Here is a 24,151-nt window from a genome sequence, read left to right as displayed (position 1 = left end):
AAAAAATTTGTCATTTGTTAAATTCTTAAATGCAGCTAACTAAGAGATTGTTTTGCCTTTAGGATTTAATAAACTAATAATTACACTAGAAAAGACTTATTCTCTTTAATATTATTTTAATTATGATGCAATCTACGTATAAGGATGCTTTATATAGTATCCTGAAAAAAGAACAAGAAATTAGTTTAGAGTCGGCACATGTAATAGATGAATCATACCGCATGACTATATTTCTACAGGATCTTCTGGCAAATATGAAAAGATATGTTACTGAAAAAAAATTTAAAGATCAAAATGAAGAAATTGAATTCTTTAGGGTGATTAAACCACAAATACTTGGAAAGCTTATTTACTACAATAAGGTTTATAGAATAGAGACCTCGTGTCCAGTACATGGTGGAAAAATGTATTATGAATATTTTTCAGTGGAACTGCAACAATTGAAAAATGAATATAAGGAACATATTTTTAATTCTGAATTTTACCGTTACTATCGTTCGGGAAGAACGGACCATGATGATGATTTTTTTAAGTTAGGAAATATAAATATTAACACAGGACTTAATAGTTTTATATTTGAAGTTGATACTCAATTTTCTACTTATTATGATTATAAAGTCTCACGGATAATCGCTAATGAATTGTTATATAATTATTTAATTATAAAAATAAATCCTGTGGACAGACCTAACATTGCTTCTACAAATGGAGAGTCGACCGAAAATCTTTTCTGGACAGAATCCAAAAATTCACTAATAGAGTTAATTTATGCCCTTCATGTATCTGGAGCCATTTCTCATGGTAAAACAGGAATTCGTAAGATTAGCTCGGTTCTTCAAGTATTATTTCAAATTCAGCTGGGCGATATACATCATTCTTTTCATCGAATGAAGGATCGTGCTGGTAATCGAACGCTATTTTTAGACCAGCTAAAATCTTCAGTCGAGGATTATATGGATAAGGATTTATAATATAATACATTTTAATGTTTCGAAAGCAGTATTCAATGGTACTGCTTTTTTATGTTTACCCATCTCCGCCAATTGGCAAAACGTCTTCGTATACAGTATTGTTTTTCTATAAATAGTAAAAAAGCGTTACTATCTGTCACTCTTATACATTCATAAGTTTTTTAAATATTATCTACTTCAATTGGCAAGTCTTGGCATAAAGTTCTAGAGATACTTGGCAATTTTGTACAGGCCGCTACTAACATCTTTACTGTGGAAATTATAGCTTGAAAAAGTAACAATTATCAATACTGGTAAATGAAGTGAATAATTGACCAATAGCAAGTCCAACACTATTAATTGATTAAAAACATACCCTTATGAATATAGATAGAATGGAATTTATAGCATGGATGGAACGGATCATGGATCGTTTTGATATTTTAAGCGAACATATTACTGATATCCAAAAAAAACGAAATAACATTGACGGAGAAGAATTACTGGACAATCAGGACCTCCTCCAAATGTTGAAGATTAGTAACCGTTCCCTTCAGCGTTATCGTTCAAATGGTAAGTTACCGTATTATACAATCAGTGGAAAAATATACTATAAACTTTCTGATGTTCATCAGTTTATACGTGATAGCTTTAATGCTCCGAGACAAAATTAAAAGCCAACGAACGACAACATAGACCACCCAAAGACAGTCTGTAAATAATGCGGGTTTAACTATTTATTTTCGATTTAGTAAATTTTAAACAGCATTGACATGAGAGAAGAATCTTTAAGTTATCCAAAATTAAAAGAGCAATTTTCGGATGTTTTGTTAGTATCTGATAGCAAAAAAAAGGAAGTAAGGATAGTTAAGGGAATTGGAAAAGATAAAGAATTACAAACAGTAGTCCCGGATAAAAAAAATGAAAGTCAATTTCTGCGTGTAGACAAACAAGGTGATTTGTTTTCTAATTTTTTCTCCAACTTTTACCGGCAATTAAAAGATCCTACACATTTTATCTTTTTTAGAGTTCCAGAAAACCAAGCAATACAAATAGCGAAAAGAATGCAGAAAGAAGTTGATAAACCGACCAAAATGGGAGGGAAGCAATTTGAACAACATGAAATAAAAGTAGATTATAAACCTGAAAATAAAAACAAGATGGAAAACATACAATCAATGCCCGTAGTTGGCGAGTATCGCTACAAATTAGAACAAATCGATTGGAAAGCAATGTCTAATCTGGGATTAAGTAAGGAACGTCTCGAAAAAATGAACTTACTAGAACCGCTGTTAAAAGGATATAAGACCAATGAACTAGTTCCTATAAGTCTTGATTTAGGAACCTCCATCACTCGAATGGACGCTAGGCTATCACTACAAGAAAAAGAAAACGGACAAGTAGTTCTTGCTATTCATGGCATCCGAAAAGAACCTCAGTTAAACTACAAATTCTTCGGACATGAATTTACAAAAGAAGATAAAGAAAACTTGCTCAAAAGTGGCAACATGGGCAGAGTGGTTGATTTGATTAATCCCAAATCGGGGGAAACAATACCTTCGATTATTAGCATTGACCGTTTGACCAAAGAAGTTATTACGCTACGCACGGAACAGATTAAAATTCCAGAAGAGATTAAAGGGATAAAACTAAATGAACAACAAAAGCAGACGTTGACAGAAGGTAAACTGTTGTATATCGAAGACATGATCTCAAAAAAAGGCGAACCCTTCAACGCATCAGTTCAATTTAATGCAGACAAACGTTACGTTGAATTTCTTTTTGATAGAGCAGATACTAATAAACAGGCACAAGGTCAACATAAGGAAGCTCCACAGGTATTCCGTGGAAAAGAGCTTGACGAACAGCAATATAATAAACTTAAAGACGGACAAACAGTTTATGTAAGCGGTTTGGTTGACAAGAAAGGTAAAGAATACCAAGGGTACATCACATTTGATAAGGAAACTGGAAAAACAGGTTTTTCTTTTGATACTCCCAATAAATTAAAAGAGAAAGCGCAACCTAAAGAAGAAAGTACAACGCAAGTTGCTGTTAACTCAGAAGGCAAAACCAACGAGGCTACCAAGAAAATTAAAGAGCCTTTGAAAAGCGAGCAAAATAGTCCTGACAGTACCAAACAACAAGAACAACAGGAGAAGCCAAAAGCAGCAGCTAAATCGAAAGGTCGAAAAATGTAACTATTCTAAAGAGGTAATCTAATGAAAGTAGTAATTGCAGAAAAACCAAGTGTTGCTCGAGAGATAGCCATCTTGTTAGGAGCTACAGAAAAGAAAGAGGGTTACCTGACAGGAAATGGATATCAGGTAACCTGGGCGTTTGGACATTTAGTGACTTTGGCAATGCCAGAAGATTATGGTGTTACTGGATTTCAAAGAGAGGCTTTACCTGTATTACCTAATCGATTTTTATTGACAGTGCGCAAGGTCAAAAAAGATAAAAGTTATGTTCGTGATCTAGGGGCATTAAAACAACTGAATGTTATTGATCAACTTTTTAAAAGCTGTGAAAGCATAGTTGTGGCTACTGATGCAGGACGAGAGGGGGAGCTTATTTTTCGTTATATTTATGAATATCTCAATTGTAGTAAGCCTTTTGAGCGTTTGTGGATTAGTTCTCTAACTGAAAAAGCCATACTTAATGGTTTTAATAACTTGAAACCAGGAAAGGATTTCGATGGTTTACATCAAGCAGCACTAGGTAGAAGCCGTGCAGATTGGTTGGTAGGAATTAATGCCTCACAAGCATTAACTATTGCAAACGGAAGCGGTATTTATTCTCTGGGAAGGGTTCAAACACCAACATTAGCAATCATTAGCAAACGATTTTTAGAAAACAAGTCATTTGTTAGCAAGCAATATTGGCAAATTGAATTGGAACATCGGAAAGAGTTTATTGATTTTAAAAGTATTTCCACAATAAAATGGGAAGGTAGTAAACAAGCTGAAGACGCGTTGAAATCGCTACAGAGACATGGGATCGCCACGGTAATTGCCAATGAAACTAAAATAGTTAACGAACAGCCACCATTGCTATTAGATCTTACAGCATTACAGAAAGAGGCTAATATAAAATTAAACCTAACTGCTGAGGAAACTCTCAATATCGCTCAAAGCCTATACGAGAATAAATTCATTAGTTACCCTCGTACCGGAAGTAAATATATTCCAGAAGATATGTGGGGAGAAATTTCTAAGCTTATATGGATATTGGAAGAGACAGAAAAATTTAAAGGAGTAGTTGCTAAAATGAAAATAGGACGTTTAAATAAACGAATTATTAACGATTTAAAAGTAACCGATCACCATGGTTTATTGGTTACAGATAAGATTCCATCAGCTTTGTCAGCAAAGGAAAAAGCTATTTATGAAATGATCGCATACCGTTTACTTGAAGCCGTTTCTCCTGTTTGTATTAAAGAGATAACTGATGATGTCCTCCAAGTTATACACTATGATTTTGAACTAAAAGGGATTAAAATTATTGATGCAGGTTGGAGAGCTATTAAAGGCAGTTTTTCAGATGAAGAAAAAGATCCTATTCAAGACTTACCGGAACTAAAAATCGGTGATGAAGTCAAGATTAAGGCATCAAGAGTATTGGAAAAGAAAACTAAACCACCTGCTCTTTATACGGAAGCAAGTTTACTTTCCGCAATGGAAAATGCAGGAAATCAGATTGGCAATGAACAAGAACGTAAAGTATTACAAGGTATAGGGATTGGTACGCCTGCCACTAGAGCAGCCATAATTGAAACACTTTTTAAAAGAGAGTATATAAAACGCGATAAGAAATTACTTCTGCCCACAGAAAAAGGACTAAAAGTTTACGAATCGGTAAAAGAAATGAAGATTGCTAATGCTGCTATGACTTCCGAGTGGGAACTAGTCTTGCAAAAAATAGAAAACAACGAAGAGAATATAGCAAATTTTCAAAGAGAAATAGAAGTTTATACAACAACTATAACACACGAGATACTTGCTTTATCTATTGCCGTCGAAAATCAACCTGAATTTATTTGTCCAAGGTGTAAAGTTCAGAGAATAGCGATTCGAGATAAGTTGGTTAAATGTAAGGATGAAAATTGCAATTGGGTTCAATTTCGAAATATATGTGGCGTACAGCTAAGCCTTGTGGATTTGGAAGCATTAATTACTAAAGGCAAAACAAGCCTCTTAAAAGGGATGATTAGTAAATCTGGAAAGAAATTTGACGCCTTCATCGTTATGAATGAAAATGGAGAAACGTCATTTGTGTTTCCACAAAAGAAAAAAAGGAGATAAAGCTGTTTATTAATTTCTACTCATTGTTATTAAAATGTAACTAAGATTTACTGATGTATTTCACTTAAAAAATTAAGAGGTAATTTATGAGAGTACCAACTCACATTGTAAAAAGGAAGGCTATAAACTGGATAGGGCTGGAATGCAGTGGAGCGTAGGAACGGAGCATAACAAAATGAAGCTATATTTTGGTTATTAAAGCCTGACCGAACGCAAGGAATGACCGTGTGGAGCTGAGGAACGGAACAGCGTAAAAAAACAGCTGCTTATTTTTAAGCTGCTGTTTTTTTATTGGCTGTGAAGTGCCTGCGCAGGGTAGGGATGCCGAAAAACTATTTTTCGTTTACACCTTACTGTTGAAGGCATGCCGAATTGAGCAGCCGAACGGAGCAAAGAGAATGACTGGAGTAAGACCTATTGATTACCTAAATTGTCTCTTAGAACGTTTCTGCTGTTGAGTTAAATTGGTAATCGTGTTTGCCATAGTTTCTAAATTCTATTATTTATTGCCTTGGAGATTAAGTGTTAGAACTGAAATGTATGTTGTCAACGATATATTGAACCAAAATCGCCAATTTACAATATCTATAATACTGACAATTAGTAGAATAGTAGCGATAACACATAATGAAATGCTGCTTTTTTGTCGTTTTTTAGTTTTTTTGAATGGAGTGAATTGTTTATTTTTAAAACCAGTGTTGTAAATTTTCACTCCACTATTAATCGCATGATTTACATCATTGTCTATTATAGCCCAACCAATTGAATTTGTTCCTAAATCAAGTCCTAAATACTTTCCCATTTATTTTTAAATATTAAAAGCCATAATCAATTGCTCAAATAATTCCTTTACATTCACATTTCCTGCACCCATTTCTTTAAAAATTTGTTTGTCTGGTAAATCATTTTTTATAGCTTCAGCAAAATTTGTTATATCGGTTTTTACACTTTGTGGAATTATAAAATTATCTTCGGGAGTTAGCAGTAATGACAATCTGAAAACATCCATTTTGTGTTTACGGAGTTGTCTTTCATCGATTTTTTCTCCGCTTTCTTTTCTAGTTTTATAGTCTAGGAATGCCTTGGCTTTTAATCCTATTAAAGCCTCTGTATTGGCTAGATGTATTCCGTTATCTAATTGGCTGTGTAGTATGGTGAAGTTATAATAATCATCATCCATCAATATGGCTGATAAACTTGAAATTTCAGTGTCAACAGGAATAGGTATTAAATATGTTTCTTCATTTAAATCTAATAAATCAGGTATTCTGGAGAATAATTCAATTTGAAATGGAAATTCTTCTACTTGTGGTTTCTGGAAGCGATAGTATTTTCTGTCTTCTTCACTTTTCTCCTTGACATCATAATTTCCTTGTTTGATAAATTCCCAAAAATGAGTTACAAATTCCGGGCTTAATGCTTCAATGACTAAAATTATATCAATGTCTTTTGTAGCTCGTGGTGTAAGACCAACACTATCAATAATAATATCGCAAGCGGTTCCACCAATGATAATGTAGTTGTCTGTGAATTCTTTGAAATGGTGTCTGAAAATTTCTAAACCTCTTACCATATGTATTTTTCTATTATTTGGTCTAATGCCATATCTGTTCGTTCATCAATAAATCCGTCTTTTAAACTTAAATATAATGACAATGGATCTACATTATTTTTCTTTGTTATTCCTTTTGTGAGTAGTTCCGGATTGTATTTCCAAACTTCTAATGCATAGCTGCCATTTTCACTATTTAGGTTTACTAAAAGATTGTTTTTTCTCAATTCGTAAAATTGTTTTTTCTCAATAGCAAAGTATTCTATTGAACTTGGATTCATATCCGTATATTCTTCCAGCGCGGTTGTGTTTGACTTAAACAACCCTTGTGGTTTTTCATCTACATAAACCGTCTTCATTACGGGATTAATACATAATCCTTCACTGTCTTTCCAAAGTTTTTGAATGTCTTTTTCGAATATGATATTCTTTTCTTTTGTCCCTTCTACTTTCACGATGGCTAATCTTTTCAAGTTTTCTATTGCTTTGGTAATTCCCATTTGTGTGTATTGGAATTTCTCAGCTAGTTCTTTGAATGTATATTGGCTTAAATTATCCTCTTTGTGTAAAATTTGATGTAACAAGATTAATTGAGCTGAGGGTAGTAGTAAGACAGATTTTTTAAATACTTTGTCTTTCTCAAAATCTTGAAGGTCTATTAATAATTCTGACATAAACATTTGTTTCCCAGGTATAATGAAACTTATTCTGTTTTCTATTAGCCGTTTACGGTTTATTGCGGTTATAGTGTCAGTTACTATAATTATCCGTTTTTCGAGTTTTTTTTGAATCTCAACTACTTGTTTTCTTAACTGATTTGCATTGAAAGTATCCTCTTTGTTTAGCTCCAATAAAATTAATTGATGATTTCTAAAGGTGGTGCTATAGAACTTAAAATTACTTTTGAATACAAAAGGTAGTTTATTCAATTGTTCCTTTTTCAACTCTTGTATTTCGAGTTGTACACCAAGTATTTGTTGAAAATATTTTTTTAATTGCTCCATAATAAACTAATAAAAGTTATAATAAACTATATAGGTTTATTATACAAAGATAGGTTTATTATACTAAATATTAATTTATTAATGAATAAAATATATTAATTAATGAATAAAAATTCAATTTTTTATACTGAAATAATTGCTTTGTCATTAAATCCAACATTTTCATTGTATTTGATGTATCCCAATTGATTGGTTAGCAGTTTTGTGTTTTTAATTTCAAAATCATTAACATTACAATGATTATGCCCATAAATCCAATAATCGATAGTATTATTTTCAATAAAGACATCTAAGTTTGATGCGAAGGCTTCATTGATTTTGCTGTTGGCATATTTTTCAGGGTAATGGCTAAATGTTGGCGCGTGATGTGTTACTACAATTGTTTTCTTATCATTGCTTTCCTGTACTGCTTTTTTAATAAATGCTAAACTTTCTTGATGCAGCATGTTATAATCATCCGGATTGAATAAACGATTCTTGTATTTAATTACTTTAAAGTCAGAGAGACTTTCTTTTATAAGCCACTGTGTTAAAGGCGAAATGTTCGACCATAAAGTTGAAAAAATAAGATTGATACCTGAAATTTCTTTAACACAATTATTTACTAAAAAAACATTTTCTCGGATTTGTTCCTCTAAAACACCATTTTTTGTTGCAATGTTGTAATAGTAATATTCGTGATTTCCGGGTATCCAAAAAGTCATTTTAAAATGCTCTGAAATGTAATCGAAGAAATCCTGATGTTTATCTATTGAGGCAAACGGTACTATATCTCCCGCTAAAATCAGGATATCTGCTTCTGGCTTAATGGGGTTTTGAAGTACAAACTTTTTATTTTCGGGGAACTCTAGGTGTAGGTCGGAACAATATTGGATTTTCATACGAAGGAAGTTGTTTAGTTTTTAAAAAATAAGGAATTTCTTTTTCTAAATTAGAGAGTTTTGACGTAGATCAAAAATCTTTAATCTTCCTTATCAAAAAAATCGTCAATATCAAAATCATCTTCTTCAAACCGATCAATCTCGTTAGGAGGGATGGAGCCAGGTAGATTGAATAAACCCCAATCGTCCCAGATGTGGTTGCTGGTATCAAAACTATTTACCCAATCGAGGAATAGCAAACGGAATTCATCGAGTTCTTTATGGATAAGTTTCACATATTCTAAATCCTTATAGTTTTTGTGAAAACGCAAACTGCCCACTTGCAAATACAAATGCATGGCGTGTTCTCTAATGAGAGCGGCATTTTGCATGCGTATACAGTATAAATCGCCACTTTCGGCTCCAGCTATTTTAGCCGGAATGATCATGGCTTCGGCTCGCATCAGTTCTTTTGTGTCTTGAATACAAGCATCTTCTTCAGGCAATGAAGCAATCTACTAATTGGGAAATCAGTATTGCTTTTAGATTGATGGGTAAGTTTTTGGTTTTGTCTAAGCGGGACATAGTTGTTTGGTTTATGATTATAGGAACGGATTACAAGGTCGCTCCATCGGGTTTAAGGTATTAGGTTAATCCAAATCTGATATCATTCATTCGAAATTTGATACAATCACCAAAAACCATTTACTTCTTGTATTTATCTTATAGTATATGCTGAATTCTTTGATTAAATGTACAGTGCATATTATTGACAAGTTGGTTGGGTTTATTAGCTAAAATTTTAATTTATACTTCTCTGAAAATCGTCACACAATTGGGTTAGAATATCTTTAGTTTCTCTTTTGAAAAACTCTCCTAATTCCTTATTCATTATGGTATATTTTCTATACAATTTGTTGAAATCAGCATATATTTCTTCTTGAGAAAATACTGAACCAGTGTCTTTAATTTTTGCAATTAATCTTTTTCCCATTTCATCTATTGTGATGAAACTGAAAAAAGTATCAATTTTAATTTCAAAATCTGCAATTAATTCTGCAATAGCTTCTTCTTCTTGATTGCGTTTTTCAATTACTTTTAGAATGTTATATTTGAATTTGTTATCTCCATATTCTCCAGCTGGTTCTCCTAAAATTTTTGGTTTTATATCTTTTACAACATAATCTTGCGGAACAACAATCCCTATTTTGTTATCAAAGTATATTTCAACATCATCAATGATTTCGTTATCTGTATTGATTTGACCATAAATGATATTGAATTTACGCCAAAACTGTAGAAATAATTCTTCACTATATTTTTTATCTATTTCAATAACAAACTCAATTAGGTTTAATATTTTGAAATAGGCACTAACTTTCTTTTTTAATTTCTTTGCTTCTTTCTTATCAGAGGTAATAAATCGTGTAAAATCATTGTCGATTGTTAAAATGATGCTTATATCAGGATTCGAAGTGTGGTATTGTTGAAAGGATTTGAAGTGTTTTATAAACAAATTGTTCTCTTTCAACTCCTTCAAATAAATTTCCAATTTCTGCTCGTCTCCTAATGGATCAAAGTCTGAAACGACTACATTACTGAAATGTTCAAATGCCAGTTTTATGTTTTTGACATTAACATTCTTATAAGACAAATCAATAATCTTACAATCATTTTTATATTTAGTAGTTCTATTTACTCTGGAAATAGTTTGAATAGCATTTATACCTCTAATTTCCTTGTCTAAAAATAAGGTATGCAATTTAGGTTCGTCAAATCCTGTTTGCAATTTATCAACGACTATTATTAAACCGTTTTTGGCTAATTTAAAGTTTTGCAAAACTTGTTTTTCATTCAAACCATCATTAATACTATTACTACTTGGATGGTCTTGACTGTCTGAATAAACGATATAAATTGGTGCTTCTTTGAATCTTTCGTACTTTTTTTGTTCAACTAATGTTTTGTATTGCTTGTCAATTAATCTTTTGTATTTGATTGCATTTGGTATAGAGGAAACGGCTAACATTGCTTTAGCGGTTCCTCTAATGTTATGATATACTGTTGTAACTAATCTTTCTGATATGAATTTAGCAATTGCTTCAATTCTTTGTGGATTGGCATAAATTTTCTTTTTTCGAATGGCATATTTTTTACCTTCATCATCTATTCCCGTATCAGTATTGTCTGGAATTTCTTCATAGCCCATAGATTTTTCAAAACCTTCTAATTCGTTTTCAGGAATTTCAAAATACATTTTCGAAGAAACAGGAACAATCCCTTTTATTGGGTTTAATATAAAACCATCTTCGATGGCTTCTTTCATTGTATAACTGTCAAAAGGAATCCAGATTTTCTCTGCCTCGGCGTATTTATTATACTCTCCAAATCGAGCCAATGTATGATCGCTTGGTGTTGCAGTAAATCCAATTATTAAATTCTTTTTATTTGCTGTTGATGTGTATTGCTTGTTAGTATCAAAACTACTTTGTAATTCATCAAAAACACTTATCATTTCTTCGTGTTGTGCTCCACTATTACTCCTATGAATTTCATCAATTAAAAAAGCTATTCTTAATTTCGATAATTTTGTAGTAACCTCATCATCTAAAATAGCTGCGACTGTTGCAAATTTTTGAACGTTAACGACAATCACTCTTTTATCACTACTTAAAGCAGTCATAAAACTTTTTTTATCTGATGCCTCAAGGAACATTCCCTTTTGAACGTTCATATTGTGAAGCATCGAATCTAATTGATCCCGTAATTGCAATCTATCAACAACCAACATTACCTTGTCATACACATAAACACCCTCTTTGCGATAATCTTTTAGTTGTAATGCTGTCCAACCAATAATATTACTTTTTCCAAATCCAGCTGCATATTGCAATAATAAGGAATAGACATTTTTATTGTTTTGATATTTTTGTCTTTTGTTAATTAGATCTTTAATTTGATTCTCCCCAAAACCTTTTGCCTTTAATTCTTTTTCGAGTTTTGTAATAAAATAATCAGGTTCGTTTTCGTGTTCTAAAAACTCATTAATTTTATTAATTATTTTATCTGTACCAAATTTTTGTTTGGGTCTAGGACTTATTAAACGACCGTCATTATGTTTGTATTCTTTTACGTTACTACCTTCTTTTTTAATTAATTCTCGCTCAATAAAGTTATAATAGAGAATTTCTTTTTCTATCATTCTTTTATCGTACAATGCTTTAAAAACTTCCTCAAATCGTTGTAGTTTCTCGCCTTCTTTGTTTAAAATTGGATAGGCTTTAAAGTCATTTATAACCTTTTTATTGTAGTTCTCAAAATCATAATCTCCTGAAGTAACCGTGGCTTTTATCTCTTCAAATTGATTGGAGATGTTTCTAATGATATAGGTTTCGTTTATATCTGTGGAAGTGATATGTATGGCTTTTTCAAATATTTTTAAAAAGTCTTTTCTAACGGTTTGCGTTACATCATTACCATCAGCAATTTTTAGATATTCTTGTACTGCTGTCTGATAATCCATTGCCACTTTCTTTCTGCCGTTTTTCTTGGCATTTTGATTGTTCCAATTGCTCTTTAATTCGCTGTAACCTAAAAATATACCGTTAAGGAAAAAGGATAAATCGGGGCGAAAAGAAAAACGAGTATTTCCCTCATATTTGAAGGTATAGGGCAACTCTTGAACAATCGAAAAGACATTTTCATCAAACAACTTATCTTCGTAAGTTTCGCTACCACTTGGATAAAACAAATGCAACTTTATGCCTTCAAACGTAACCGACTTATTAGTATTGATAAACAGAGCCATATTCATAGACGATTTTACCTTTTCGTCTATAAAGGAAGTAAAAGCGGTCATCAACTCTTTTTCATTATTAGAAAACTTGCGTAACAGTTTTTTATAATTGTCTTTGTTTAACGATGTTTCAGAAATAAAATATTTTAGATCTTCATTGATAAAAAATTTAGCTGAAACCGTATTGGCTTTGGCTTCTTTGTATTGCAAACCATCTGGACGCTCGCAAAAAAAGTGTACTAAATATTTATCCTGTAAGTCAAGTTCGTTCATAATTTAATTAGCGTCTAATTTTTCAATTTCTTTTTTTACCTCATCAATCAATTGCTGTTCTGTGGGTAAATATAGTTGGTATTTGCTGGCAATAATAGTACTATTATTTTCAGGTAACGAAATTTTTACAACCGCGTCATTTTTGTCTGTACACAATAAAATTCCTATGGTTGGGTTTTCAAAATCTTGCTTTTCAAATCGGTCGTAATAGTTGACATACATTTGTAATTGTCCAATGTCTTGATGGGTCAATTTGGTGGTTTTTATTTCGATGAGGACAAAGCATTGCAAAAGACGGTTATAGAAAACTAAATCTATAAAAAACTCATCGCCCTCAATATGTATTCTTTTTTGGCGGGCTACAAAGGAAAAGCCATTACCTAATTCTAAAATAAATTCTTGAAGATGGGTAATAATAGCGGCTTCAAAATCTTTCTCGTAGTAAGCAGATTCGCTACGCAAACCTAAAAATTCCAAAACCATCGGGTCTTTTATAATTTCTTTGGCATCTGTTGGTAATTTTTCTTCGCGGGCAACTGCAAGGACGGCTTGTACATCATTGCTTAACAATAAGCGTTCAAATAGCTGACTGTTTACTTGTCTTTCTAATTGTCTTGCTGACCAATTATTTTTCTCGGTTTCAGCGACATAGAATTCTATTTTATCTTGATTATCAATCCGTATCAGCGTGCGATAATGGGTCCAGTTGAATTGCGAACGCAGTGCGTTCGTATTTGGAAATGTACGATAAAATTGTCTGTTCATTTCTAATTGGCGTACCGAAAAACCGGTACCAAATTGAGGTTGAAAGGTATTAGAAATAGATTTAAGCAAAAATTTACCATATTCGGCGCGGTCATTGCCTTGTTGCTCTTCTTCAAAAATGGTTTTGCCTATTTGCCAATACATTAGCATTCTTTCAGTATCTACACTACGGATTGCTTTTGCTTGCGCATTAGTTATAATCGTTTGTATTTGCTGTATTAAATCTTTTTTTAGTTCCATTTTAACACACTTTTATTTTCCCTGTTACCACATCATTTATCAGCGTTTTACGAAGTTCTTTTAATGTTGCAATTTGCGTATTGATATTGTTAACTATCTTATCTATTGTTTGGGTTTTGTTATCTAAATAGGTGGCGATTTCAGTTTGTTCTTTTAGAGTTGGTTTCACAACATCAAAATATTTTATTAAACTTAAGGCAACACCCCCAATTAGCCCATTAAGTATTGCAAAAAATTGTTTTTCAAATAGCGGAGATTGAGTAAAATAATATAAATATTTATCATTTGAATTTTTCGAAAAACTTTTAATTGAGCAAAGTTTGTTTACAAAACAAACATCTCTATCCGTAAAGCCAATTTTTTTTCCAGCACTTGCACCTTCTAAACAGATAAGTATAGAATGTTTTTTTGCTATTTTGAATTCTTTGTTGCCAATCGGAATATAAATACCATTATCATACTTTAGTTTTCCAGTTTCAAAATCAATATCTTTAGTTGCAATGTAATCTATGCTATTATTTCTATCCTCGTACAATCCCTTATCAGAAATACTATTTCCTGTAAATAATTTAAAACTATCTTTCAATCGCTTTACTTCCCAATGTTTAGGAATTTGACCAATCCAATCAATACCACTGTCTTTCAACTTCACGGTTTTATCTAAACCTTTACAAACTGTTTCGTTAATAATACTTTTGCGATATTCTTTGTAATAGTTTGCTTTTTGAGTTAATAGGCTTATTTTTTTGTCTAATGCTTGGACTTTAGTATCGAGGTAATTGGCAATGGTTGCTTGTTCTTTCTTTGAAGGAATTAAAACTGGTAAATTACCTAAAACACCTTGACTTAAAGAAGCTCTCGTAACTATATTAATTTCATTAGAAAGAAATAATCTATTTGAATTTGCTTTAAAAAAATAATTAGAAAACTCTTTTGATAATACTTTACCGTTTTGTCTAAATCGTATTACAAATCCAGAAAAAGTAGCTGTTTCAATTGTAGATTGACAAGTACTAGCAATGCCTATTTCATCTATGGTTTCTGAAGTCCTTGTAAAAAAAACATCTCCTTCTCTTACAGAATATAGTTTTTGTTCCTCTTTATTTGAGTTTGCTAATTTATCAATCTTATCAATAGAAATAGTATTATTGTAAACGTTACCATAACTAACAAAAGGACATCCAAAACCGAAATATTCTTTTCCCTTACTTACTCCATTTTGAAATGAGCCAAAATCTTTTAATCTCTTAAATTCCCAATCATTTGGAATATCACCCAACCAATCAATGCCTGATGGTTTGTAAATGTCGCATTTTATCATATTGCTAATTCTTTTTCAAGGTTAGCTAAATCATTTTCTAACTCCATTAAATCTGCAGTTATTGCTATAACATTTCTCAATTTTTCAGGTTTATAGAATACTTTATTAAAGTTGATTTCTACTCCAATGGTGTTATCTAAATACTCAAAAGGCTTGGTTATGTATTTTGCCATAAAAGCCGCAATTTGCTTTTGGTTTTCTTCTTCAATAGGTTGGAAGGGAATTATTTCATAATCTTTTTGAAGGTCTTTAGTCAATTCGGCAGTCACTAAAATGTATTCTTCTTTAGTTTTAGTCGCCTTTTTGAAAAAAGATTTAATTACAATTTTACCGTTACCTAAAAACGTCTCCTTTTGTTTTTTGTCTTTTACAACAATACTTTCTTTGTGGTTGTCGTATTCAAAAGAGTTTCCTTGATTGTCAATTAATATAAAGGCATCGTCTTTATAATCAAAATCATTTACAAACGCTTTAAAATAGTCTTCGTAATAATTGGCTAAACTGGTATGTGTTTTATTATCAAAGGTTGTAATTACCATTTCGTTAATGGCTTTCATTCCGTTCGCTTCAAAACTATCTAAAATTGCGATTGTGTTAGTATCTAACTTGATACTTTTCTCTTCTGTAATATCGCCTTCTTTTGTTACTTTATTAGGCATTTCGATAGCCTTTCCATTACTATCAATATTGGTTAGCATTATGGATTGTTTGTTGAAATAGAAATGCCATTTGTCAAAGATTTTGCAAAACTCATTTTCTTTAAAATCTGTAAAAGCATTAACAATCTCTAGCCTGTTATCAGCTGCCATTTCTTTGCGTTTTTTTCCTTTGCTTTTCTTTAAAGGCACAAATAAATTAGCGGCATTAATCAACATTACTTTGTCTTTTCTGTCTGCTGGTTTGTTCTTGTTGAAAATCCATAAATAAGTATAAATCCCTGTATTGAAAAATTCATCTGTTGGCATTTGAATAATTGCTTCTACCCAATCATTGTCTAGGAAATGTTTACGAATAGCGCTTTCGCCACTACCCGCATCACCACTAAATAAAGTTGAACCATTGTGAACCACAACGGCTAAGCCATCATCACCCAATTGGTATAAAATATGTTGTGTAAACAAAAACTGTCCGTCAGAAATTGATGGTAAAGCAACGAATCTTTCGGTAGTGTCATTTTGTATGTCTTTTTGAAAACCTTTCCAATCTACTCCGTAAGGTGGATTAGCGACAATAACATCAAATTTCTTTTCAATGAATTTAATATCCGTTAATGTATTACCGTATTCTATTTGACTATCTGTTCTAAAACGACTTTCAATTTTCGCTAAAGCGTACAAGCTATCGTTCCAGTCTTGACCGTGTGTCTTTGTTGGTCTTCTGAATTTTTCTTTGATTTTATCTTCTACACCGTACAATAAATTTCCTCCACCACACGTCGGGTCATAAATCGTTAAAAAGGTATCATTATCCTCAATTTTAGAAGCTATAATGTCTGTAATCAAAGTAATAATATCATCAGGTGTATATTGTTCTCCTGCTGTTTCTGCCGATATATCAGCCCATTTACGTTTGATGTGCTCTTCTAAAGTGGTGATTTCAGAATTATTGAAAGGTGTCAAATCTATTTCGCTCCAGGTTTGCACTGTTTCAAATAATATTCTTTTCTTTTTTAATAATCCACTAATACCCGAAATATCCAAAAATTTTTCCTCTTCAGTTCCTTTATCAACTCCTAATAAATATTTAGTTTCCGCATCAAAAGCTTTTAAATAGGCGTGAAAATCTACATCAAAAGTTTTGTCATTTTTACAAATGTCTTTTAGTGTTTTGTTTTTGCGAATTACGAAATCGTTATATCCTAATCCTTCGAGTTGAAACATTTCGATAAAATCCTCAATATCAATATCTCCAATTTCTTCTTTTAGTCTTTTTGCTTCTCTTACTAATCTACTCTCTACCATTAACAGCGCAAAGAAAGGCATCATATATTTAGGAAAATCACTTTGCTTTATTCCAGATGCTATTAGTAAATCTGCGGTTTTCCAAACGTCTCTTTCGTATTGAAGGATATTGATATTCATTTTTATTGTATTTTTTGAATTGGTAAATATACCAAGAATAGCCGTTTTTACTGCTATTTCAATATTTAATATGCTTTTTTTCTTCCAGCGTATTATAATGCTAAGATACTTATCAATTTAGGTCGGGGGATTTCATGGTAATAGGCGTAAACATAGATATAGGTTTTGCTAGTGGGCCTGTTATGTTTTTACATTATTTTAGCAATTCGAAATCTTGGAGTTTTCGACCTAGTTCATCATCTGCAGCTAGTTTTAGAAAATCATCTTGAAGTCCTAAAACTCGAAGTACATTGAAATAAGCACCTATTGCTGTACTTGAAGTTCCTTTTTCTATGTGATATAAAGTAGTTCTTGCTATATCTGCTCTTTCTGCGATTTGTATAACGGTTAGTTTTCTTTTTTTTCGAGCTAGTTTAATATTCTCACCTATTTGCTCTAAAAGGAGCTGGTGTTTAGGGAATATGATTTGTTTTTTTGCGCTCATTTCTGTAAATGTTCATTAATATGAACAAAAATCACAGATATGTACATAATCACAAACGTTTAGAATTAATTTCTTCAATTTCCAACTTACGGTTTTAACTCTCCTGTACCAAATGTTGTAAATCAGGATCATTTTTAATTCGTTGCAATTCACTTTCAATAATTAAAACAATATCCCGTTTTATCTGTCTATAATTAGCCTCAATTTCGGCTTTCATTTGATTTTCGCCATTTTCATCAACGAAAGATAAAATCACGGGTATCTTTTTATACGTCTTTGTTTCTGCTGCTACTTTCTCATTGTCCACTACAATTTCAGAATGGAAAATTTTCTGTTCAATGCGTTCGTCAAAGTTATCTGCAACAGCTACTACAAAGATTCCTTGGGTAAGCGTGGAGATTTTAGAAGCTGGTATCAAGCTGTCTAATTGAGTGGATATTGAGGTTGATTTGTCGTTTCGATTGATGGTTAGACTTTGACGTTTCTGCAACACTTTTCCAAAGCGTTCTGATAGGCTTTTGGCAGTTTCGCCCACAACCTGACCACTAAAGATATTACCCACAGTATTTTGGATGACTTTACTTTCCTTATCACCATAATCACGTGTCAATTGTGAATAATCCTGAAAACCCAAACAGACCGCTACTTTATTACTTCTAGCGGTGGCTATCAGGTTATCCAAACCTCTAAAGTAGATAGTTGGTAACTCATCAATTATAACAGAGCTTTTTAATTTTCCTTTCTTATTGATTAGTTTTATAATCCTCGAATTATACAAACCTAATGCAGCTGAATAAATATTTTGTCTATCGGGATTGTTTCCAACGCAAAGTATTTTAGGTTCATTTGGATTATTGATATCCAACGAAAAATCATCACCAGTCATTACCCAATAGAGTTGAGGTGAAATCATTCGAGACAAAGGAATTTTTGCGGAAGCGATTTGCCCTTGCAACTGATCCTGAGCACCACCTTGCCAAGCATCCATAAACGGAGATAAATAGTTTTCGAGATCAGGGTAGGAAGTAAGAATGGTAAATACATCAACATATTTCTTGTTCAGTAATTCAATAGCATGTGGAAACGTACAATACTTTCCGTTATCATAAATTTTCAAATACCAGATAATAGCGGCCAGTAATATAATTGGAGATTCAACAAAGAAATCCCCTTGCTTTTGTATCCAACTGCGGTTAAGGTTCAACATAATGGTATAAGCCGATTCATAAGCATCTGAGATGTCAGTCATGAAATCGGGATTGATGGGATTGCAACGGTGGCTTCTGCTAGGGTCGTCAAAGTTGATAATATAGAACTTTGGTTTAACAATATACTTGTCGCTATGCTTTAATAAATGATTGTATGCAATTGTAGAAAGATCATCGAATTTGAAATCGTAGATGTACATGGAAAATCCTTTTTCGATATGCTGCTTGATATAGTTGTTTATGATCGCATAACTTTTTCCAGAACCTGGTGTTCCCAAAACAATGGAGGCTCGGAAAGGATTTACAACGTTTATCCATCCTTCATTCCATTTTCCTTTGTAATAAAACTTGGTTGGCAGATTAACGGAATATTCATTTTGCATTAATGTGGTTTCTTGCATAAAGCTTTCATTCTCATTATTAAAAACGTCATCCATAAGATTGGTACGCAGTAGGCGGCTAATCCATACACCAGCTACCATTAACGAAATATAACCCGCTGAAGTAGTCAAGATATACAAGGAGATAGCGATTCCAGCAGGCAACTTCAACAAAGGTGTATTGAGAAAGAAGAGTATAAATCCAATGATTAAGGCAATGTAGATTTTTGTCCAACTAATTTTTTCGTTTTTGACTCCTTTTGTTCCCAAACAGCTTAAAGCTAACAATACCAAAGCAAAAATCTTGGTGTATAAGGTATGAGAGAACAGGCTTGCCGTCCGTTGAAAATTACCTAGTATTTTATTGATGATTTCTAGCGTCCAACCTTTTTCTAAGAAAAAGCTATAGCAAAACCAGTAGAAGTGCATCAATAATAATAGGATGCTTACCGCACGCATGAAAGCCATTATTTTGGCGAGTCCTCTTAAATCGTCTTCTCCTTGCATAATTGAAAAAATTAAAATGTAACGAGCGAAAATAGATCGAACGTTAAAGAATCTAAGTTAATTGACTTCCGTTGGCATCAATTGACCTTGGTTGTCTCGCTGAAACTATTTCTTGCCGCGATGATTGTTTCGTTTCGTCTTTTTCTTCATTTGATTAGCAAATGCTTGCTCTTCACAATCTTCACCTTGTGAATTGGTAGTAAACTTCCAAGGCTTTCTTCAAGGCCAAAATCAGTATTAGAATGGGTTGAATTATTTCCATTAAGAAAATCGAAAAGAGCGTGTGGTTTTTCATTTTCTGGTTTGGATTCATTTTCTTGATTTGTGGATAGGACTGTTTTATCATTCTTCATGTCATTTTGAACTTTTTGAGTACCTTCATTCTTCCAATAGTCATTAAAAACGTTGGCTGATAAATTTTTACTTAATTGGGATCCATTCCACACGGTACGAGTTTCGTGGTCAATAAAAGTCATTCCGTAAATTCGTCCTTGATCATTTCTTCGAACAATGGTATTAACTCCCTGATCGACTAGTTGTTTTTTAAAGTCGGTTTCATTAGTCGTGGTATGCATTGCGACTTCAACCGAATTTTTTAGGATCTCTTTCGAAAGTTCTGTTTTCATTTTTTCTTTAGATTGTTCGAAATGATTTTGTAAACTATCCATTCCAGCCTGTTTTCCAAATAGAGAGGATTTAAACGGATTTGTTGCTTTTTCTCCATTTTCATCTAATGCAAAATAAACGAGTCCTTGCTTAGTCCGACCTTGAATTTCTCCTGTTATTTGTTCGGCAGTGATATTGAATAAAGAAAGTAATGCGTTATAAGCTCCTAAACTTTGATACTGGTAATACTTTGGCAAATGCCGAATTACCGATGCTATTTGACTTTTTACATTGGCCTCCTTGTAATCAACTGGTTTAAAAATTACATGTTTCGAATTTTGGTTCTTTTCAGTAGCAGGAAGTAATTGATATTTTTGTTCCAGTACACGACAAGCTTTCATAGAACGCAATTTCTCATAGGAATCAGATAACTTTTTACCGTAACGATCAACGCTTGTCGAAACTATATGAATGTGCGTTCGCTCAATATCGGTATGTTTAAATACTACATAAGGCTGGTCACCATAACCCATAAGTTCCATGTAGTCTTTTGCGATCTTTTTAAAGTCTTCATCAGATACATTATCTTTTGGATTTGGGTTAAGTGAGATATGCAAAACTGGTTTTTCTGTTCGTTTATTTGCCATTAAATAAGGTTCAAACGAGCTGTATAATTGGTTAACGGTAAACTGTCCATTAACTGTTTCTCTTATTCTATGGGTCGCTACTATTGCTCCGTTTTCTTGATCTACTTTTAATTGGTTATACGAAAGTGCTCCAATTATATTTGCTCCACGACCAATTTTTGCTATCATTTTTCTTCTTTTTTCAAATATTTCAGTTCAAATTCTTCTGTTAATTGAGCGATATCGCGACATAATTGAGCCAATTCAATTGTTTGTTTCTCCAATTTAAAGAGATAAGCGGCTGCTTTTTTTTCGGAGAAATTGCGGTACAATATCTTGACAATCTGATTGTAGTTAACGCCAACGGCACGAAACTGACCATACAAAGTGGTTAAGCGCATATAATAATCCATTGCTGCCATATCTACTTTTACCGTTTTTATTTGCTTTTCAAATAGAACTGAAGTAATAAAATGAGCTTTATTGTCTGCTCCCGAAGCTTCAAAAAGAGATAGGAATTTAGCATTTTCCTGATCCGTTAAACGAAAAACATAACGGTGTATGCTAGGATCCTTTTTGGGGTTCCTACCGCCTTTGTGTTGTTTTTTGTTCTCTTGATCTTCCATCATCATTCCATTTGTAATTTTTAGAAAACCCCGACTTCGGAGGGAGTTTTAAGCCCCGCCGCAGGGGGCAAGTTGTTTTGAGGCACGGAATTCATTTCGAGTGCCTCAAAACACAACTTGCTCTGTTCTGGTGAACAGATAATCCGTCCGCCTGCCGGCGGAACAGGATTTATTATAGCAGGGAAAAAACGGCTTTAGGCCGTTCCAGTTGTTATCCAGAAATTGATTTGATCCTTTCATTGGTTCATTGATTTTCTCCTTTTACAAAGTAAGCTATTGAATGTCTTAATGTTGAGGTTAAAGGATTGGACAAATCGTGTCACTAAAAGCCAAGAACAACCACAATGTTAAATGCACTTATATCGCTATGTTTCTTTGTACTTATAAACAAACAGGAATACCTAGTTAGCTATGTACGTAACAACATAATTATATAAGTATCACTATAGAAAAGTACAGTCAGACGGTTATAATTAGATAGGAATTGAACTAGATAGTTATATGATTAAGTACAGATGTACTTAAGTTTCTAGGTACTCCTGCGGATAAATATTCATGGAATTGCCTACAGATATAAATACATAACGCAATGTGCATATATTTTGTTAACTGCCTGCTTAACTACATAAAATTATAGATAACGAGGTACACACATAATGCTGTAGGTAACTAACTGAAGAAATACATATACAAGTAAATACCGATATAAATAATTAAAAACAGTTGAACTATGAATGCAAATCACAACACAAAATTTATCGCTTTTTCTTCTCAAAAAGGCGGTGTCGGAAAAAGTACCTTTACGACTTTAGTTGCAAGTACAATGCACTATAGATTGGGTTACAACGTAGCCGTCTTTGATGCCGACTTTCCTCAGCACAGTTTAATCAAAATGAAATCTCGTGATCTGTCAATGGTTATGGAAAATGAGCATTTGAAAAAACTAGCTTACAAACAATTTACAACCATCAACAAAAAAGCCTATCCCATTGTACAACACAAAGCGGAAAGTGTATTGGAGGCTGCTCAGGAATTTTTAAATAATACTACTGTACCAATTGATGTTCTGTTTTTTGATCTCCCTGGAACGGTGAATACTCCTGGTATTCTGAAAGCCTTGGCCGGAATGCACCACATTTTTACGCCAATTACGGCTGATCGTTTGGTTATGGAGAGTACGCTCATTTTTACGCAGCTCTTGCAAGATGTAATTATGAAAAAAGGAGCAACTTCTATAAAAACTATTTATCTGTTTTGGAATCAGGTTGATGGTCGGGAAAGTACCCCTTTATATGAAGTTTACAACCAACTTATTGAGCACTTAGGATTAAGTCTTATGCAAAGCCAAATTAAGAACAGTACTCGCTTTCGTAAAGAAAGTGAAGAGAATAGCAAAACCGTATTTCGTTCTACTGTAATGCCTCCCGATGAACGTTTGATGAAAGCTTGTCAGTTAGATCAATTTATAAACGAATTTTTGAAAATCATTCAATTATAGAATTATGGAAAAAGAAAATAAGAAAAAAAACACGCCCGAAATTAATGAGGAGTTGATGATGAACCTGATGGTGGATGGTATAAAAAAAGAAGGGTTAAAAGTTCCGATAGAAAAGGAAAGTGAAAACGGGAATTATAAAGAACCTCCCAAAGAGAAAACCACGATTAAGGAAAAGAGTAGGGGGAAACGGGCAAGCGAAGGGGATTACGAAAGCATCTTTTTCAAAAGAATTGACACCAATGCACGTGACGGAAAAACAGTCTATATCAGACCCGATTTTCATGAAAAGCTTTCCCGTATCGTTCAGGTGATAGGGGAAGACAAGATCACTATTTATGCTTATTTGGATAGTTTGCTAGATTACCATTTTCAGGAATTTGGAGAACAGATAACTAAGAGTTTTAATGATAAATACAAACCTATTTTATAATGAAGTTATGGAAACAGTGATCGTAATATGCTTACTGATTGTCATTGTACTGCTTTTACAAGACAAGATTGTCGTCAAGAAATATCAGGAGCAAAAGCCAGTACAGGATAAAAGCAATCCAAAATTACCCGATATTATGGGGCAGCCTAAGCCTCGAAGAAGTCTTTCAATGCCAAAAAATGACAATGAAAGTCAAAAACAAAAAGAGGAACATATTAATGATAATTTTGAAATTGAAATCGACGAAGAAAAAGTCGAGATACAAATGCAACCAGAAGAGCTGGATGAAGTTTTTGGGAATGTACCCGATTTTGAGGATGAGGAGGAAGAATGGAATAGTTATAGAATATCCGATGGCGATAACGGTTTTGCCCAAGGGGTTACCTTTGAAGAATTAAGCACTGTAAAAAAGTTGTTAAAAAAAGAGAAAATGAGACCCTCTCAAAAGGAAACAGCAACAGTCCTACTTCAGAAAACACAAGGAACCGAATTATTCGACCTATTGGAAAATTCTATCGAAGATGCCTCTCAAAAAATAGCCAAGCTGCTAGACGGTACACTTTCTGCAGAGACGGATTCTGGTTCTTCTTTTTTGCATAAAAAGGATTTGGAGGGGTTTGATATTGGGGAGTTTGTTTAG

General features: G+C 32.9%; 19 protein-coding genes and 1 pseudogene. 7 read left to right on the top strand and 13 right to left on the bottom strand.

Translation table 11 applies throughout. The annotated features are described in order from the left end of the window. Positions 1–125 precede the first annotated feature (125 nt). From BUA03_RS14235 to BUA03_RS14220, 4 genes are all read left to right on the top strand, one after another. Positions 126–971: an RteC domain-containing protein gene (locus BUA03_RS14235; RefSeq protein ID WP_066076380.1), complete on the top strand. Its 846-nt coding sequence runs from the start codon at positions 126–128 to the stop codon at positions 969–971. A 359-nt stretch (positions 972–1,330) separates the two neighbouring features. Beyond that, on the top strand, positions 1,331–1,624 hold the full coding sequence (locus BUA03_RS14230; RefSeq protein WP_066076318.1) for a helix-turn-helix domain-containing protein: 294 nt from the start codon (positions 1,331–1,333) through the stop codon (positions 1,622–1,624). 99 nt (positions 1,625–1,723) lie between these two features. Further along, positions 1,724–3,151, top strand: a complete 1,428-nt coding sequence (locus BUA03_RS14225) for a DUF3945 domain-containing protein (protein ID WP_066076315.1) — start codon at positions 1,724–1,726, stop codon at positions 3,149–3,151. A 21-nt stretch (positions 3,152–3,172) separates the two neighbouring features. Further along, positions 3,173–5,254: a type IA DNA topoisomerase gene (locus BUA03_RS14220; RefSeq protein WP_066076312.1), complete on the top strand. Its 2,082-nt coding sequence runs from the start codon at positions 3,173–3,175 to the stop codon at positions 5,252–5,254. A 499-nt stretch (positions 5,255–5,753) separates the two neighbouring features. Here BUA03_RS14220 and BUA03_RS14215 read toward each other — a convergent pair whose 3' ends face one another. The 13 genes and pseudogenes from BUA03_RS14215 to mobA all read right to left on the bottom strand — a co-directional run bounded on the left by BUA03_RS14215 (position 5,754) and on the right by mobA (position 21,583). Next, complete coding sequence (locus BUA03_RS14215; RefSeq protein WP_066076308.1) at positions 5,754–6,056, bottom strand: hypothetical protein; 303 nt, start codon at positions 6,054–6,056, stop codon at positions 5,754–5,756. Positions 6,057–6,062: 6 nt separating this feature from the next. After that, on the bottom strand, positions 6,063–6,827 hold the full coding sequence (locus BUA03_RS14210; protein ID WP_066076305.1) for a hypothetical protein: 765 nt from the start codon (positions 6,825–6,827) through the stop codon (positions 6,063–6,065). Next, positions 6,821–7,810 carry a MarR family transcriptional regulator gene (locus BUA03_RS14205; protein WP_066076302.1) on the bottom strand — a complete coding sequence of 330 codons (990 nt, stop codon included), beginning with the start codon at positions 7,808–7,810 and terminating at the stop codon, positions 6,821–6,823. Before BUA03_RS14205 ends, BUA03_RS14210 begins: the two co-directional genes overlap by 7 nt. A gap of 122 nt (positions 7,811–7,932) precedes the next feature. Beyond that, the gene (locus tag BUA03_RS14200) at positions 7,933–8,691 is read right to left on the bottom strand and encodes a metallophosphoesterase (protein WP_066076299.1); all 759 of its coding nucleotides are present in this window, start codon (positions 8,689–8,691) and stop codon (positions 7,933–7,935) included. A gap of 80 nt (positions 8,692–8,771) precedes the next feature. Then, positions 8,772–9,176, bottom strand: coding sequence for a hypothetical protein (locus BUA03_RS14195; RefSeq protein WP_082854263.1), 405 nt, complete (start codon positions 9,174–9,176; stop codon positions 8,772–8,774). Positions 9,177–9,472: 296 nt separating this feature from the next. After that, complete coding sequence (locus tag BUA03_RS14190; protein WP_066076296.1) at positions 9,473–12,739, bottom strand: DEAD/DEAH box helicase family protein; 3,267 nt, start codon at positions 12,737–12,739, stop codon at positions 9,473–9,475. Between the two features lie 3 nt (positions 12,740–12,742). Beyond that, positions 12,743–13,744: a PDDEXK nuclease domain-containing protein gene (locus BUA03_RS14185; RefSeq protein WP_066076293.1), complete on the bottom strand. Its 1,002-nt coding sequence runs from the start codon at positions 13,742–13,744 to the stop codon at positions 12,743–12,745. Between the two features lies 1 nt (position 13,745). Then, on the bottom strand, positions 13,746–15,023 hold the full coding sequence (locus BUA03_RS14180) for a restriction endonuclease subunit S (protein ID WP_169807430.1): 1,278 nt from the start codon (positions 15,021–15,023) through the stop codon (positions 13,746–13,748). Between the two features lie 38 nt (positions 15,024–15,061). Next, the gene (locus tag BUA03_RS14175) at positions 15,062–17,146 is read right to left on the bottom strand and encodes an HsdM family class I SAM-dependent methyltransferase (RefSeq protein WP_082854262.1); all 2,085 of its coding nucleotides are present in this window, start codon (positions 17,144–17,146) and stop codon (positions 15,062–15,064) included. A gap of 193 nt (positions 17,147–17,339) precedes the next feature. Then, positions 17,340–17,630, bottom strand: coding sequence for a helix-turn-helix domain-containing protein (locus tag BUA03_RS14170; protein WP_066076284.1), 291 nt, complete (start codon positions 17,628–17,630; stop codon positions 17,340–17,342). A 94-nt stretch (positions 17,631–17,724) separates the two neighbouring features. Further along, positions 17,725–19,725 carry a conjugal transfer protein MobC gene (gene mobC / locus BUA03_RS14165; protein ID WP_066076280.1) on the bottom strand — a complete coding sequence of 667 codons (2,001 nt, stop codon included), beginning with the start codon at positions 19,723–19,725 and terminating at the stop codon, positions 17,725–17,727. A gap of 105 nt (positions 19,726–19,830) precedes the next feature. Beyond that, positions 19,831–21,146: pseudogene (mobB, locus tag BUA03_RS14160) on the bottom strand (conjugal transfer protein MobB). After that, positions 21,143–21,583 (bottom strand): conjugal transfer protein MobA, encoded by a 441-nt coding sequence (gene mobA, locus BUA03_RS14155; protein WP_066076372.1) that lies wholly within the window; start codon positions 21,581–21,583, stop codon positions 21,143–21,145. Before mobA ends, mobB begins: the two are co-directional and overlap by 4 nt. A 730-nt stretch (positions 21,584–22,313) precedes the next feature. Here mobA and BUA03_RS14150 point away from each other — a divergent pair. The 3 genes from BUA03_RS14150 to BUA03_RS14140 are packed head-to-tail and all read left to right on the top strand — an operon-like array spanning position 22,314 to position 24,151. Further along, positions 22,314–23,081 carry a ParA family protein gene (locus tag BUA03_RS14150; RefSeq protein ID WP_066076278.1) on the top strand — a complete coding sequence of 256 codons (768 nt, stop codon included), beginning with the start codon at positions 22,314–22,316 and terminating at the stop codon, positions 23,079–23,081. Between the two features lie 4 nt (positions 23,082–23,085). Continuing rightward, positions 23,086–23,511, top strand: coding sequence for a DUF3408 domain-containing protein (locus BUA03_RS14145; RefSeq protein WP_066076275.1), 426 nt, complete (start codon positions 23,086–23,088; stop codon positions 23,509–23,511). After that, entirely contained in the window at positions 23,486–24,151 is a 666-nt protein-coding gene (locus tag BUA03_RS14140; RefSeq protein WP_428839222.1) for a conjugal transfer protein TraD, read from the top strand. Before BUA03_RS14145 ends, BUA03_RS14140 begins: the two co-directional genes overlap by 26 nt.

Source organism: Flavobacterium fryxellicola (assembly GCF_900143245.1).
GTDB classification, from domain to species: domain Bacteria; phylum Bacteroidota; class Bacteroidia; order Flavobacteriales; family Flavobacteriaceae; genus Flavobacterium; species Flavobacterium fryxellicola.
The sequence above is the reverse complement of the archived record's forward strand: the minus strand, read 5'-3'. Positions and strand labels throughout refer to the sequence as shown.